Annotated in this window: 13 protein-coding genes and 1 other annotated feature; of the genes, 9 read left to right on the top strand and 4 right to left on the bottom strand. The window is 39.9% G+C overall.

The window, feature by feature from the left end:
* The first annotated feature begins 307 nt into the window (after positions 1–307).
* Entirely contained in the window at positions 308–916 is a 609-nt protein-coding gene (locus CWC30_RS10945) for a transglycosylase SLT domain-containing protein (RefSeq protein WP_013464490.1), read from the top strand.
* A gap of 41 nt (positions 917–957) precedes the next feature.
* On the opposite strand, the gene CWC30_RS10940 is transcribed toward CWC30_RS10945, so the two are convergent.
* Positions 958–2,226 (bottom strand): HlyC/CorC family transporter, encoded by a 1,269-nt coding sequence (locus tag CWC30_RS10940; protein ID WP_013464491.1) that lies wholly within the window; start codon positions 2,224–2,226, stop codon positions 958–960.
* 61 nt (positions 2,227–2,287) lie between these two features.
* On the bottom strand, positions 2,288–3,094 hold the full coding sequence (locus tag CWC30_RS10935; protein ID WP_138627080.1) for a cytochrome C assembly family protein: 807 nt from the start codon (positions 3,092–3,094) through the stop codon (positions 2,288–2,290).
* Positions 3,095–3,317: 223 nt separating this feature from the next.
* Here CWC30_RS10935 and ffh point away from each other — a divergent pair, with 223 nt between their 5' ends.
* The 7 genes from ffh to tyrA all read left to right on the top strand — a co-directional run bounded on the left by ffh (position 3,318) and on the right by tyrA (position 9,431).
* The gene (ffh, locus tag CWC30_RS10930; protein WP_008464738.1) at positions 3,318–4,697 is read left to right on the top strand and encodes a signal recognition particle protein; all 1,380 of its coding nucleotides are present in this window, start codon (positions 3,318–3,320) and stop codon (positions 4,695–4,697) included.
* Positions 4,698–4,958: 261 nt separating this feature from the next.
* The gene (gene rpsP / locus CWC30_RS10925; RefSeq protein WP_008114468.1) at positions 4,959–5,207 is read left to right on the top strand and encodes a 30S ribosomal protein S16; all 249 of its coding nucleotides are present in this window, start codon (positions 4,959–4,961) and stop codon (positions 5,205–5,207) included.
* A 17-nt stretch (positions 5,208–5,224) separates the two neighbouring features.
* The gene (rimM, locus tag CWC30_RS10920) at positions 5,225–5,761 is read left to right on the top strand and encodes a ribosome maturation factor RimM (RefSeq protein ID WP_008114470.1); all 537 of its coding nucleotides are present in this window, start codon (positions 5,225–5,227) and stop codon (positions 5,759–5,761) included.
* Entirely contained in the window at positions 5,761–6,528 is a 768-nt protein-coding gene (gene trmD / locus CWC30_RS10915) for a tRNA (guanosine(37)-N1)-methyltransferase TrmD (RefSeq protein WP_138627079.1), read from the top strand. Before rimM ends, trmD begins: the two co-directional genes overlap by 1 nt.
* Positions 6,529–6,561: 33 nt before the next feature.
* Positions 6,562–6,921, top strand: coding sequence for a 50S ribosomal protein L19 (rplS, locus tag CWC30_RS10910; protein WP_008114473.1), 360 nt, complete (start codon positions 6,562–6,564; stop codon positions 6,919–6,921).
* A gap of 191 nt (positions 6,922–7,112) precedes the next feature.
* On the top strand, positions 7,113–7,982 hold the full coding sequence (locus CWC30_RS10905; protein WP_138627078.1) for an MYG1 family protein: 870 nt from the start codon (positions 7,113–7,115) through the stop codon (positions 7,980–7,982).
* A gap of 315 nt (positions 7,983–8,297) precedes the next feature.
* Positions 8,298–9,431: a bifunctional chorismate mutase/prephenate dehydrogenase gene (gene tyrA, locus CWC30_RS10900; RefSeq protein ID WP_138627077.1), complete on the top strand. Its 1,134-nt coding sequence runs from the start codon at positions 8,298–8,300 to the stop codon at positions 9,429–9,431.
* Between the two features lie 49 nt (positions 9,432–9,480).
* Here the strand turns inward: tyrA and CWC30_RS10895 are convergent, their stop codons facing one another.
* The gene (locus CWC30_RS10895) at positions 9,481–10,554 is read right to left on the bottom strand and encodes a hypothetical protein (RefSeq protein ID WP_138627076.1); all 1,074 of its coding nucleotides are present in this window, start codon (positions 10,552–10,554) and stop codon (positions 9,481–9,483) included.
* 106 nt (positions 10,555–10,660) lie between these two features.
* Entirely contained in the window at positions 10,661–11,818 is a 1,158-nt protein-coding gene (locus tag CWC30_RS10890; RefSeq protein WP_138627075.1) for a chorismate mutase, read from the bottom strand.
* Between the two features lie 44 nt (positions 11,819–11,862).
* Positions 11,863–11,985, bottom strand: a sequence feature (Phe leader region).
* Between the two features lie 188 nt (positions 11,986–12,173).
* On the opposite strand from CWC30_RS10890, the gene CWC30_RS10885 reads away from it, so the two are divergent.
* Entirely contained in the window at positions 12,174–15,176 is a 3,003-nt protein-coding gene (locus tag CWC30_RS10885) for a bifunctional diguanylate cyclase/phosphodiesterase (RefSeq protein WP_036983217.1), read from the top strand.
* Positions 15,177–15,186 lie beyond the last annotated feature (10 nt).

The raw sequence follows: 15,186 nt of genomic DNA, 5'->3' as shown, positions 1-15,186 counted from the left end.
GTAGGCAACAAAGAGTAAATCGCCCCTAGGCAGAACCCTTCGGGCAGCGCCTGTTTGGCATTGATGCTGCGTTATCGCCTATTTATGGGGAATAACCACACCACATAGGCTCTGCCTTGCCTAAATACCAAACAAGCTACTGAAAATTCAACCTTGAAAGGTCAACAGACCCAAGTAAGTAGCAGGCAAAAAAAACGCAGCTCATAGTAGCTGCGTAAATATTCTTTAGGGATGAAACAATGCTGTACTGCTGCATTCATAGATTCAGACCCACACTTTTTTAAAAAGTTCAGTGAGATCTTAAAAAATGAAAAAAAATATTATTACCTTATCTTTGTTGCTCACTATAGCTGGGTGTGCAACAGCTCCCCCAAAGCAACCAGAAGATATTTGTAAAATTTTCGAAGAGAAATCTGACTGGTATTTTGATGCCAAAGACGCGCAGGAAAAGTGGGGCTCCCCAAAACATGTGTTAATGAGCATGATGTATCAAGAAAGTTCTTTTCGCCACGATGCAGCACCGCCTATGGAATACTTCTTATGGATAATTCCTACTGGTCGTGCAAGCGATGCCTATGGCTATTCTCAAGCTAAAACACCTACTTGGTCTGATTATATTCGTGAAACAGGTAACAGTGGCGCCGACAGAGACGAATTTGAAGATGCGATTGATTTTATGGCGTGGTTTGTTTATAAAACCCATAAAGTTAATGGTGTGTCTAAGTGGGACGCCTACGCACAGTATTTAAATTATCATGAGGGATGGGGCGGTTATAAACGAGGCACCTATCGTAAGAAAAAATGGCTAATGAGCGTTGCCAATAAAGTAAAACATCGGGCAAGCCGTTATGGCGCACAGCTAAGACGCTGCGAAGATGATTTAGATAAAGGTTGGTTAGAGCGATTGTTCTTTTAGATTAGATTAAAAAGGAGCCAGTAGGCTCCTTTTTTATTGGTTTATTTTTTACGTTTGTTTGGTTGAATTTTGACTTGTTTAATCATGTTTTCTTTTACCTCAAGTACTTCAACCGGATAGCCTGCAATACGAATACTTAAATTAGCATCAGGGATATCTTCTAAGTACTCCACAATCAAGCCACTTAATGTTTTAGGGCCGTCTAATGGGAATTCCCAGCCCATTTCTTTATTTAAGTCGCGAACGTTAGCACCGCCGTCGACAATATAAGAGCCATCGTTTTGTGTGGTTACTTCTTCACTCGGTGTCCGAGTTTGAGTGGTAGTAAAATCACCCACAACTTCTTCAAGAATATCTTCAAGAGTGACTAAGCCCTGAATGTCGCCATATTCATCAACAACAATACCAATTCGTTCTTTTGATAACTGAAATTTTAGTAGCTGAGTGTTAAGCGAGGTGCCCTCAGGGATAAAGTAAATTTCACGTACCGCACGCAATAGCGAAGGCTTATCAAATTGCTCTTTAGTTAAAAGGCGAAGTGCATCACGAGAGTGAATAAAGCCAACAGCATCATCAATATTGTCGCGGTATAAAAGCACTCGAGTATGTTGAGCGTGAGTAAGTTGTTTACTGATTATTTTCCAATCGTCATTAATATCAATCGCCACAATTTCATTGCGAGGGATCATAATATCTTCGACGGTAACTTGTTCTAAATCTAAAATAGAGGTCAACATACTTTGATGACGAGCGGGGATCAGCGCCCCCGATTCATTTAGCACGGTTTTTAATTCTTCTTTACTCATGCTGTGCTCATCTATTTGTGCAGCGCTAATACCAAATAAGCGCAATATACCATTGGTCATCCAGTTAACAACGACAACAAATGGGAAGAGAATTTTTAGTAACCCTTTGAGTATCACCGAACTTGGAAAAGCGACTCGCTCAGGATAGAGGGCGGCCAGTGTTTTTGGCGTTACCTCAGCAAAAATCAGCACCACAAGTGTTAATGCACCTGTTGCTATAGCAATACCTAAATCACCATACAAACGAATACCAATAATGGTGGCAACTTGGGCAGCCGCAATATTGACAAGGTTATTGCCAATGAGGATAAGACCTATCAACCTGTCAGGTCGACTGAGTAATTTACTAACGCGTTTCGCAGCACGATGATTCTCTTTAGCGAGGTGTCGTAAACGAATACGGTTGATTGACATGATTCCGGTTTCTGACCCGGAGAAGTAAGCAGAAAAAAGTACTAATAAACCTAAAATGATAAACAGCGTACTTGTCGATATGTCGTCCAACGATGGATCCTTTTTTTATAAACCAATGCGTATTAAGCTAGAGTGAGCTTTCAGAGTCAAGTTAAAACTTATTTAGAATCACTTCTTGTATAAAACGGCTGCCAAAATAAGCGAGTGTGAGTGTAAATGCGGCCATCATAATACTCACTACCACCATTTTCCCTCGCCAACCTCGTTTTATATGGCCAACGGCAATCGTAGCAAAAATAGCCCAAGCAACTAAAGATAAGATTGTTTTATGAATAAACTCTTTGGCAAACATGCCATCAAGAAATACAAACCCTGTAATCAGCGCCACGCTTAATAATACTGTGCCTAAATTTAATAGTTGATAAAGTTGACGCTCTACCACCATTAGTGGCGGTAAATGGCTATGTACTATTGCTAAATCTTTACGTTTCAAACGTTTATCAATAAAGTAAAATTGTACGCCGTAAAGGGTGGCAATAATTAAGGTGCAGTAGGCTAATAACGACAGTGAAATATGCGCAACTAACGCAAGCTCTACATTAATGCTATGAAGTAAAACGTGATGAGGAATAAACAGGCTAGCAATAGTTAACAGGGCAGCAAAGCCGTATACAACAGGTAATAGCAGTGTTGCAGGGAACTTTAAAGAGACGGTGGTGACACAAAGCACTATTACCCAACAAGTCAGTAATGCAACATTAACAATACTTAAATCTTGGCCATCGACTCTAAACACCGAGTTTACTAAAAGCAGCATATGCGCCAAAATAGCGACAGTGCTCAGTATTATGGTAATTTTTTGGCTTGGTCCCTGACGATGAAACAATCGCGAAAGCACGTGAGACGTTGCTAACACATAAAATAAACTGGCAATAATAGTTAAACTAATAATCAGCATTTTGCTTTGGCCACTTAATTGAAGTCAAATAATTCGTGTTCGTTATCTGGGCATTGTATTTTATAGCAACGCAAATGCATAGACCCTGTAAAAAGAAACTCAATAAGCCGCATTTCAGCACTGTATTGTATGCCATCATTTACGGTATACTATTCTCAATTGAATTTTAATAACATCGACCTTATTAATAGAGTTGATATAAACGTCTTTTCGGAACCGTTACATGTTTGAGAACCTCCAAGAACGATTAGGTAAAACCCTAAAAAATATTAGTGGCCGTGGTCGCTTAACTGAAGACAACATTAAAGATACACTTCGTGAAGTGCGAATGGCATTTTTAGAAGCCGATGTGGCGTTGCCTGTTGTTCGCGAGTTTGTAAAGCAAGTTAAAGAGCGTGCGGTTGGTGTTGAAGTCACCAAAAGCTTGAGCCCTGGCCAAGTATTTATAAAAATTGTTCGTGAAGAACTTGAAAAAGCCATGGGTGAAGCTAACGAAGAGCTAAGCCTTAACGCACAGCCACCGGCGGTAGTGATGATGGCTGGTCTTCAAGGTGCGGGTAAAACCACCAGTGTAGGTAAGCTGGCTAAGTTTTTAAAAGAGCGCAAGAAGAAGTCTGTGCTAGTGGTGAGTGCCGATGTGTATCGTCCAGCAGCAATTAAGCAATTAGAAACCTTAGCAACAGAAGTTGATGTAGAATTTTTCCCAAGTGATATTTCGCAAAAACCAGTTGATATTGCAACTGCCGCCATTTCTCATGCGAAAAAGAAATTTATTGATGTTGTATTAGTCGATACTGCGGGTCGTTTGCATGTTGATAGCGACATGATGGATGAAATTAAAGCCTTGCATCATGCAATTAATCCAATCGAAACGCTATTCGTTGTTGATGCAATGACAGGTCAAGATGCGGCAAATACAGCAAAAGCATTTGACGAAGCTTTACCGCTGACCGGTGTGATACTGACTAAAACAGATGGTGATGCCCGAGGTGGTGCTGCTTTATCTATTCGTCATATTACTGGTAAGCCAATTAAGTTTATGGGTGTGGGTGAGCGTACTGATGCCCTTGAGCCTTTCCACCCAGACCGAATTGCTTCACGTATTTTAGGCATGGGTGATGTACTTTCATTAATCGAAGAAGTCGAGATGAAAGTAGACAAAGAACAAGCGGCAAAAGTAGCACAAAAAGTATTTAAAGGTGATGGCTTTACGCTGGATGACTTTGCTGATCAACTAAAGCAAATGAAAAACATGGGTGGCATGATGTCGATGCTCGATAAACTGCCTGGCATGCAAAACATCCCAGATGCGGTTAAAGGGCAAATGGGTGATAAAACCTTTATTCAAATGGAAGCGATTATTAGCTCTATGACCAAAAAAGAGCGTGCACGCCCAGAAATCATCAAAGGTTCGCGTAAAAAGCGTATTGCTGCGGGCTCTGGTACTCAAGTACAAGAGATCAATAAACTGCTTAAGCAATTTACGCAAATGCAAAAAATGATGAAGAAGATGAAAGGTAAAGGTGGCATGCAAAAAATGATGCGTGGCATGAAAGGGATGTTACCACCTGGCATGATGGGTGGCGGTGGTCCAAAATTTTAATAATTTAACCTTCAACACCTCCAATACGAGATAAAAAGTAATCAATAAAGAGGCAAAATGCCTCTTTATTGTTGGATAAACTATGCACAGAATAGCTTATTCATATACTTTTTCATCTTGGATCACGGTTTAATCTACTAAACTGGCTTTTTGCATCACTTCTTACTTGCATTGTTGCTAAAAACTCGTACAATTCACCGGCTCCCCATACTGGGGAGTAAATCTTATTAATGAAAACAGTCAATCTATTTAGAGGACGGTATGGTAACTATTCGTTTGCAACGTGGTGGCGCTAAAAAACGCCCTTTCTATCAAATTGTGGTTGCGGATAGCCGTTTCTCGCGTGACGGTCGCTTCATCGAGAAAGTAGGTTTCTTTAACCCAATTGCTTCAGGTCAAGAAGAAAAACTTCGTTTAGATTTACCACGTGTTGAACACTGGTTAGGTCAAGGCGCAGGTCTTTCAGATCGTGTAGCTAAATTAGTTAAAGACGCTCGTAAAGCGGCTTAATAGGCGTAAGTGTAACCATGAGTCAAGAGAACACCTCATCAATAATTGTCGTAGGAAAGCTCGGCGCCCCATATGGTATAAAGGGCTGGCTTAAGGTGCATTCATTTACTGATGATCCCCAAGGGATCTTCGATTTCAGCCCGTGGTTGATAGGGCAGCAAGGTAAATGGCAATCCTTAGAAGTGGTCGACTGGCGTCGCCACAACAAAGGCTTTATCGCTAAGTTTGCGCAAGTAAATGACAGAGACCAAGCAATGGCTTATACCAATGTAGAAATTTCTGTTGATTCGGCGCAGCTACCAGAATTACCGCAAGGTGAATTCTATTGGCGAGATCTCATCGGCATGTCGGTTGTAACTGATAAAGGTTATAACTTAGGCATTGTTGATGACCTTATGGAGACAGGCTCAAATGATGTACTAGTTGTGAAAGCAAACAGTAAAGATGCATTTGGCCAAGCAGAACGTTTAATTCCTTTTTTAACTGATTCAGTTATTCAAGAAGTTAAATATGATGCGAAAGAAATTACTGTAGATTGGGATCCAAGCTTTTAATGAATCAAACAAGTTCGTTGTGGGTAGGGGTTATCAGCCTTTTCCCGGATATGTTTGATGCAATTACAACGCAAGGTGTAACCGGTCGTGCTGTTAAAAATGGCTTAATCGATTTTAACAGCTGGAATCCACGTGACTATGCAACTGATAAGCATAGAACCGTAGATGATCGTCCTTACGGGGGCGGGCCAGGCATGTTAATGATGGTTGAACCATTAAAACAAGCCATTCTTGAAGCCAAACAGGCTGCAGGTGATGGTGCAAAAGTAATTTATATGTCGCCACAAGGGCGCAAATTAGATCAGCAAGGGGCTAGCGAACTCGCAAACTCTGAAAAACTGATTTTAATTGCCGGTCGCTATGAAGGTATAGACGAGAGAATAATAGAATCGTACGTTGACGAAGAATGGTCAATTGGTGATTTTATTTTGAGTGGAGGTGAACTACCTGCCATGACATTAATTGACGCAGTAGCGCGATTAGTGCCAGGGGTTTTAGGACACAACCAGTCAGCAGAGCAAGATTCATTTTCGGATGGCTTGCTAGATTGTCCTCACTATACACGGCCAGAAACATTGGACGACAAACAGGTGCCTGCTGTATTACTCAGCGGAAACCACCAAGAGATAGCAAAATGGCGGCTTATGCAGTCATTAGGTAGAACTTGGCTTCGCCGTCCTGACTTGTTGCATAACCTAGCTCTGACTGAGGAGCAAGCGGTATTACTCGCGAAATTTCAGCAAGAGTACCAAAAAGCTTGTGGCTAGAAGACAGTTACACCTAGGAAAGTGAGAAACATAATGGCAAAAGTAAACCAAAATATTATTAAAGCGCTTGAAGAAGAGCAGCTTAAAACAGACGTACCTGCATTCGGCGCTGGTGATACAGTAGTTGTACAGGTAAAAGTAAAAGAAGGTGCTAAAGAGCGTCTACAGGCCTTTGAAGGTGTTGTAATCGCTAAGCGTAATCGTGGTCTTCACTCAGCATTCACAGTTCGTAAAATCTCGAACGGTGAAGGTGTTGAGCGTGTATTCCAAACGCACAGCCCTCTTATTGATAGCGTAACAGTTAAGCGTCGCGGTGCGGTTCGTCGTGCTAAGCTTTACTATCTACGTGAGCGTTCTGGTAAATCTGCACGTATTAGAGAAAAACTTAACTAATACGCGCTGTTTATCAACGCAAAAAAACGGGTTGCAACCTTTGGGTTGCGACCCGTTTTGGTTTTAATGCTATTGCAATTTTTATATCGCTACATTTAAAAACCAATACACACCTTAACCTGCATGCGTTAAAGTGTGGTTCACTTCAAATCACATTATCTTCTCACTTCTTGCAAAAATGATGTACAAAAATGAATGATAAAACGATAGTTACACACAACGGCAATTTTCACGCAGATGATGTTTTTAGTATCGCTGCACTTAAAATTATTTTCCCTTCTTTTACCCTGATCCGCACACGCGATAATTCGATTATTAATGACGCCGATGTGGTTATTGATGTTGGTGGTCAATATGACCCACAAACTGACCGATTTGATCACCATCAGCGTGGCGGTGCTGGTGCTCGTGAAAATGGTATTCCTTTTTCGTCATTTGGCTTGGTGTGGAAGAAATATGGCTTAGCAATATGTGATGATAACCAAGATGTGGCGAATGCGGTGGATGCAGGGCTTGTATCAACTGTTGATGCCATTGATTGTGGTCATGTTGAAGGGGTTGCTACAGGCATTAGCTTAAGCCAAACAATTTCTATGTTTAATCCAACATGGGAAGAGGAAAGTGATTTTGATGCTGCTTTTGATCAAGCGGTTGAATTTGCACACACTTTACTGATTCGTTTTGTAGCTTCTGCACGAGGTGGTTTAAATGCTAAAAAGATTGTTGCTCAAGCAATAAAACAAGCTGATGATCCTCGATTAATCGTATTAGAGCGCTATACTCCGTGGAAAAAAACCGTACATAGTTTATCTGATGAGGCATTATTTGTCGTTTACCCATCTCATTCAGGCAAGTGGATAGTGCAAACGGTGCCTGCAGAATTAGGCTCTTTTGAAGACAGAAAGTCATTACCTGCACCATGGGCAGGATTATCGGATGATGAATTTCAAGCGGTAACCGGTATCGATGATGCTATGTTTTGCCATAATGGCCTATTTATCGCTGGCGCAGAATCATTCGACAGTGTTATGTCGCTTGCGGCTATGGCATTAGAATACTAATAGTTCTCCTTAACCGCTCGCCGGTTACTTAATAGAAGTGGCTTAAGCCACTTTTTAAGATTCTCTACTTAATCTGACCCTACGTAAATTCAATTTAGTTAGCGCTGAAATAGCTGCTTGAGATAGATTTATTATCTAGCGTTTAGGTTACTTACTACCGTTTCCACCTTGGTTTTAGTTGAACAACTGATAGTGATCTTTTCAATAATTTGCCTTTTAACCCCTAACGTATCCTGTTAGTATTTATCGTATTGATTAGTTTACTTTTTTGTAAGTTTTAATTTACGATTTTGCTTTTTTGGATGGAATGAGAACGTGGCAGAGATAAGTGATTTAGTGCAGCTAAGAACAAGTATAGATGAATGCGACGCGCAACTGGTTGCCTTACTTGCAAAGCGCAATGGTATTACTCAACAAATTGGCGCAATAAAACAACAAACTGGCGCGCCATTACATGCACCCGATAGAGAAGCTGATTTATTAGCTGCACGACGTCAAGAGGCTATTAATCAAGGTGTAAATCCTGATTTAGTCGAAGACATTCTCAGACGCATGATGCGTGAAGCTTATCAAAATCAACAAGCCAAATTAGCCTGTGCCGACCCACAATTATCGCCAATTGTTATTGTTGGTGGTGAAGGGGCAATGGGGCAGTTATTTGCAAAACAATTTCAGCGTTCGGGTTACGAAGTCAAAATTTTAGATAAAGCGCAGCAATCACAGGCAGCGGATATTCTAAAAGGTGCAAAACTGGTGATGATCAGTGTACCAATAAATGCTCTTGAAACAGTTGTTAACACGCTTCCAAAGCTTGATGATGATTGTTTGCTGGTTGATATTACATCAGTTAAACAAGCACCATTAGCTGTGCTTAAAAAAGTACATAGTGGGCCAGTTGTTGGTTTACATCCAATGTTTGGACCTGATATTTCCCATTGGGTGAAACAAACCGTGGTGGTGTGTGAAGGGCGTAGTCATGAGGTGGCACAAGGGTTATTAAAACAGCTACAAATATGGGGTTGTCAGTTGGTTGAACTTGAGGCCAAAAAGCATGACGAAGCAATGCAAATTATTCAGGTTATGCGTCATTTAACCACCTTTGTGTACGGTCAGTTTTTAGCAAAACAGGGGCATACACTTGCCGAGTTAAGAAGTTGCTCATCACCTATTTATCAATTAGAGCTAATGATGGTTGGCCGTTTATTTGCGCAATCGCCAGAGCTATACACCGATATTATGTTAGCGCAGTTTGACAATGTCGAAAGCTTATTGGCGCAGTATCAGTCTTTGTTTTCGCAAACGCTTGAAAAGCTAAAAGCAGGGGATAAGCCCGCATTAATTGATGCTTTTGCTGATGCAAAATCTTATTTCTCAGATTCAACGGCGCACTTTTTAACCCAAAGCCGTAGTTTATTAAATAAAGCGAACGACGCTAAGGTTCTAGATTAATAATAAATGAAGGCTGGAGGTTTATGTCCAGCCTTGCAAAGTTTCATACTTAGCACTGATTAAATACTACAAATTCATTAACTAGCTTATAAATATTTATATGACGCTCCGTTCCATCGGGTTTTTTGATTATTATTGTATTTACTAATTTTGCGGTGACGTCATTATCAAATCGCGTTGGTGCACAGCCAAAACCACTATTATACTTTGAATTAGCCATAGATTTTGCTTCACCATATGAGGTGGCTTTATTGGTGTTACCTTCTATAAATTGTAAAAAAGTTAGCCCTTTAGATGTACGCGATGCGTCTTTATTTAATTTAATTTCTATCGCCCCTTCTTTGAACTCGACATTAATAGCTAATTTAGAACCGTCATCGTAATACAAAATAACAATAAACTGATTCAACTTTTGTAAATCAGAATAATCAATGCTGCCAACAGTCACAACATTTATTAACCCTTGGGCTTTTTGTAAAGCTGAAATAAAGGAATTAAATACCGCATTATCTTGAACTGATAAATCAATATCTTTGTTTAAATCACCCATGCAATTAACGTCATTGTTAAGGTAGTTGAGTGCTGTTTTGCAAGATAGTAATGAACTTGTCAGTATATCAGTGGTTACTCCTGAGGCATCAGTTGCATAACTTCCTTGCACAGTAAGTGTTAATTGTTTTGCTAGTTTCTGTTTAGAGTTTACTGCTAAGAATAATTCATTGGTGAACTGTTTTTCTTGTGGGGTAGGAGCAATCTCAGAAATGATTTTTCGGCCCTTTTGTAAGGTGCTGCGGCCAAGAGAATCGAGTAACGTTGGGGTAATAGTTACTTGTATTTTTTTTGTTTGGTTATTATCAATATCATAAATAGTATTAAGTTCACGAAAGTCATTGTATGGATAATCTTCACCAATACATAAAGCTTCGCCATTGTCGCAAGCATGGTAAATAGGAATACCAGTATTGTTATTGATATAGTCGTGAATATTTTCAGGGCAAGCCTTAACTTTACCACCAATATATGAAGAACAAATAAGTCCATCAGATTTCCCTGTTGGTATAGGAGCGGCAGGCGTAAGCAGGGGAGTAAGTAGTAAAAGAAGAGCTATAAATTTTGTTTGCATTGTTTTATTTCCTTATAATAGATGTCAACTTAACTTAAAGTGCAAATTTCGACCGCTTGGCAAGTTAGTATCTGAGTGTGAATCCATTTACACTCAGACGTAATACTTAACTATCTACACTTACAGCTTGTAAAGACTCGCTTTGATAACAACCTAATACGCGCACATATTGGGTATGCTCTTTAAGCTCTTCTAACGCATGTTTCACTTGGCTATCAGCAAGGTTCGCTTCTAAATCTACATAGAATACTTCTTCCCATGGATTTCCTGGTACAGGGCGAGACTCTAATTTTACTAGATTTATATTATGCTGTTTAAAAATCATCAGCGCATCGGCGAGTGAGCCTGCTTGTTGCTTAGTTGCCATAATTAAACTGGTTTTAGTGGGGATTTGTTTAGATACATGTAGCGGTTTACGTGCAACCACAATGAAGCGACTATGGTTTTCTTTTTGATTAGCAAGATTCGCCTTGATCACTTCAAGCCCTACATTTTTACCTGCTTGTGCAGAGCCAATAGCCGCACTGTTAGGTGTTTCAAGTGCTGATTTTAATGCACTCGATGTTGAATCGCAGGTTTCATGCTGAAGTTCGCCAAGGCCCTGTAAAAAGCGGCTACACTGGGCAAAGGGTTGTGGATGCGCAAAGACTTTAGTTAATTGGTTCAGCTCAGTTCCTGGTGCTGCTAATAAGCAATGCTCAACGCTATGAGTAACTTCACCTACAATAGAGACTTGTGCATGCTGCAGCAAATCAAATACTTCATTAATACTACCTGAGCTAGTGTTTTCGATAGGCAGTAAGCCAAAGTCGGCTTGACCATTTTCTACTTTACCGGTGATCTCATCAAAAGAACTACAGCCAATTTCAATTAATTTGCCTGGTCGGCGACTAAAGTACTTATGACACGCAAGTTGACTGTAAGATCCTTGTCCGCCTAAATAGGTTACGCGATGGGTTTCGCTCAGTGCATCGGGGTTTAAATTCTTTTGAAGCATGGCTTGTTGATGTAATACAGAGTCTTCCAATATGGTTTGAAAAACATTATTTACATAGTAGGCATCTAAACCAAGAGATTTACCATAACCGATTAATTTTTCGAGTAATGCTAATTCACGTGCTTCATCACGAATTGGTTTATTATTCGCTATCTTATATTCAACAACACCATGGCTAATACGGCGTCGCTTCGCTAATAACACAAGTAGGTCAGAATCGATTTCATTTATATCGTGCCTAAGCGTGTCTAAAACATCATTGCTCATTTGGTTTTCCTCATTCCAAAAACGTCACTGTATTTAACAGCGTAAACAAAAAAGCCTCCCAGTTGGGAGGCTTTACTATTCGATTGATTTTATCTCACAAACAGGGAAGCCTCTTCTATATAAAGAAGCTAAAAAAAGATAAGAAAGTAAGTGAGTATTTTATATTCATGCCCTTAATGTATGAAGAGTAACCTCTAATGTCAACAAGCACTTACCTGATGTGGCTTTTTTACCTAATATGTGTACAAAAGGTGTTATTTTTTAAACGTTTATAAATAATTTATAATTCTGATTTAAGTTCTGGTATATTTCTACTACTCGCAAAAATAATAATTATAAATAAGGTTGGCCTTTTGTGTATCGACGCCCTCCATCTCGATTCGGAATAAACTCACTCAGTGTCAAGTTATCACTGTTGATCTCTGGCATTTGTTTAGTTGCAGGTATTTGTGCGGCTGCATTAATGCTCAAATCAGAAGAGAAACAGCTTGTATTTGAAGAGCATGAGGTATTAAAGCAATCAAATGAATTATTAATAAACCAGTTTAATAATTTGATAGCGACCAAAGTTAAAATAGCTGAGCAAGCTAATATTGTTGTTAGCGAGCAGTTATTTGAGGGGCAATTATCATTTAAGAATAACAATGCCCCGACTATGCAAGTCACCAATGATGGTTCTGTGCGCAGCGCATCTGCCGATGGCTTATCTGCGGCGTTCATTCCCGAAAATGCTTATTCTCCTTTTTATAAACAGTTAATTGCAGATTCTGAATCGCTTTGGAAAGTGATTTCCCCCACGTTAATTCAAGATTTTTATAATTTTTACCTGATCACCAAAGATAATTTTATCCGTGTTGCGCCACCAAATTGGGCACTTAATGTCCCCGGAGATTACACCTTTAATCAAAGCAAAAGTTTTAATTACGCAAAATCGTTAACAAACCCACAACGCGAGCCGCTGTGGTCACGAGTGTATTACGATGGCGTTTGGAATAAGTGGGTCGTTAGTTTAATTGTACCTATTTATAAAAATGATGAGTTTTTAGGAGTTACGGGTAGTGATATTTCTCTCGACTCTCTCATATCGCAATTGCCCGTTGGCGGAAAAGAAAAACAGTTAGTGGTGTTCGATAAGCAAGGGCAGCTATTGGCGCACCCTAATTTAGGAGCCGATAGTTATACCCAATACGGAGAGGCGGGTAAAAAGTTGCTATCTGGCGATTTTATTTCTCCTGAGCTAAAGCGAGTTATTGATAATGCAAGGCAAATACAATTGCCGGAATATGCCGACTCGTTTTCATTAAATGGTGAAGACTACATTATAAATATCCATAAAGTTGAAGGTGTAAACTGGTACGTGGGCGTATATAAAAAGCGCTCTTCTACACTATCGGCACTGAAAGACTTAAAACTGAAGTTTTTTGGCTTGTTTATTCTGTATGCCATTTTAGTTGCTTTGTTATTACACCAAGCACTTTATCAACTAGTTTTAAGACGCCTGCATTCATTGGTTTATGCGGTTACTAACTTTGGTAAAGGCCAGTTAGAAATTGATTTTCCAAAAGAAAATAAAGATGAAATCGGTACGCTTAATGGTTCATTCAAAGATATGACCATTGAAATCCGCAAACTTATCGATGGCTTAAACCAGCGCATAATAGAAAAAGAAATTGCAGAAAAGGCTGCAATTCGCTTGTCTAAAGCGGTTGCCTTCTCGGGCACAGGTGTGGTGATCACCGATGAAAACTTTGTGATTGAATATGTTAATCCAAAAATGCTGGAAATGACCGACTTTGCAGAAAGTGATTTCCTGCGCCAGCCACTTCTGACTATTATTGCTAATGAAATGACCATGTTGGTAGAGGACATTGACATTGATTTGCGCAACCGTAATTACTGGCGAGGGGATACCCTTATTGAAGCGCAAAACAAGCCACCCATATGGGTATCGCTGAGTGTGTCACCTATTCGTGAAGATGGTGGAAAAATCACCAGTTACGTTGCTTCAGCGCAAGATATTTCATTTGTAAAAGAAAGCCAACGCAAAATGGAACAGCTCGCTTACTTCGATACATTAACCGGGCTTGCTAATCGTACATTCTTTAGAATGCAGCTTAGAAAGTCGATGGCGCTTGCTGAAAGAGGGCGTTACTCGTTTGCTTTATTTTACTTTGATTTGGATGAATTTAAGCGTATTAACGATACTTTAGGTCACGATGCAGGCGATCAACTATTGGTTGAAGTGGCAACGCGCTTAAAGCAGCGCTTACGAGCAGAAGATACTATAGCTCGTTTAGGCGGTGATGAGTTTGCGGTATTACTCAGTGGTATTGAGCATCAAAAAGAAGCATCGGAAGTCGCTGACACCATTCAAAAAACGTTAAATCAGCCAATAAAATTAGGTAGTAACGAAGTGATTGTTACTGCCAGTATTGGTATTACCTTGGCGCCATTTGATAGCCTAGAAGAAGATCAGTTATTAAAACATGCCGATTTAGCCATGTATGAAGCAAAAGCGAAAGGGCGTAATACGTTCCACTTTTACAGCCAAGATCTAAATGCAGCCGCCAATGAGCGATTATTCCTCGAAAATGAGTTGCGCCATGCAATTAAAGAAAAACAACTCACACTGCATTATCAGCCACAAGTTGATTGTCGCGATAATAGTGTAGTAGGGTATGAAGCATTGCTTCGCTGGTTCCATCCTACGCAGGGATTCATTCCACCCACCAAATTTATTCCTATTGCTGAGGCAACGGGTTTAATTGTGGAACTAGGTAAGTGGGTGTTACAACAAGCATGTGAGTTTACTAAACGACTAGAGCAACAAGGTAGAGCGAGCAACATGTCGATAAACCTGTCAGCAAGGCAGTTTAAAGACGCAAGCTTAGTACCTATGCTGAAAAAAATAATCATAGAGACGCAAATTAAAGCTAAAAGCCTGCACCTTGAGCTGACTGAGAGCATGCTAATGGGTAATGTTGAGGCGGCTATTGATCAGTTACATCAATTGAAAAAGCTGGGTATTTCAATTTCTATTGACGATTTTGGTACGGGCTATTCTTCGTTGAGTTACCTTAAACGTTTTCCTGTCGATATTCTTAAAATTGACCGCTCGTTTGTTAAAGATATCCCTGAAGATGATAATGATATGGAGATCACCGCTGCGATTATTGCGATGGCACAAAAGCTTAAGCTTGATGTGGTTGCTGAAGGGGTTGAAACAATAGAGCAAGTTGAATTTTTACAAAATAATAATTGTTTTATTGTGCAAGGCTATTACTTTAGTAAGCCCGTTGCCGAAGCCGATATCCCAATGTTGTTTGATCAATTAGCTGTGTTAAAAGTCTCTGAATAAAACAAAATTG

It is taken from the genome of Pseudoalteromonas sp. S4741 (assembly GCF_005886135.1).
GTDB classification, from domain to species: domain Bacteria; phylum Pseudomonadota; class Gammaproteobacteria; order Enterobacterales; family Alteromonadaceae; genus Pseudoalteromonas; species Pseudoalteromonas tetraodonis.
This window is presented reverse-complemented; position numbering and strand designations above follow the sequence as displayed.

Bases quoted from the DNA above. Each gene is read 5' to 3' on its own strand.
- CWC30_RS10945 (WP_013464490.1), top strand. From the start codon at position 308: ATGAAAAAAAATATTATTACCTTATCTTTGTTGCTCACTATAGCTGGG.
- CWC30_RS10935 (WP_138627080.1), bottom strand. From the start codon at position 3,094: ATGCTGATTATTAGTTTAACTATTATTGCCAGTTTATTTTATGTGTTA.
- ffh (WP_008464738.1), top strand. From the start codon at position 3,318: ATGTTTGAGAACCTCCAAGAACGATTAGGTAAAACCCTAAAAAATATT.
- rpsP (WP_008114468.1), top strand. From the start codon at position 4,959: ATGGTAACTATTCGTTTGCAACGTGGTGGCGCTAAAAAACGCCCTTTC.
- rimM (WP_008114470.1), top strand. From the start codon at position 5,225: ATGAGTCAAGAGAACACCTCATCAATAATTGTCGTAGGAAAGCTCGGC.
- trmD (WP_138627079.1), top strand. From the start codon at position 5,761: ATGAATCAAACAAGTTCGTTGTGGGTAGGGGTTATCAGCCTTTTCCCG.
- rplS (WP_008114473.1), top strand. From the start codon at position 6,562: ATGGCAAAAGTAAACCAAAATATTATTAAAGCGCTTGAAGAAGAGCAG.
- CWC30_RS10905 (WP_138627078.1), top strand. From the start codon at position 7,113: ATGAATGATAAAACGATAGTTACACACAACGGCAATTTTCACGCAGAT.
- CWC30_RS10895 (WP_138627076.1), bottom strand. From the start codon at position 10,554: ATGCAAACAAAATTTATAGCTCTTCTTTTACTACTTACTCCCCTGCTT.
- CWC30_RS10890 (WP_138627075.1), bottom strand. From the start codon at position 11,818: ATGAGCAATGATGTTTTAGACACGCTTAGGCACGATATAAATGAAATC.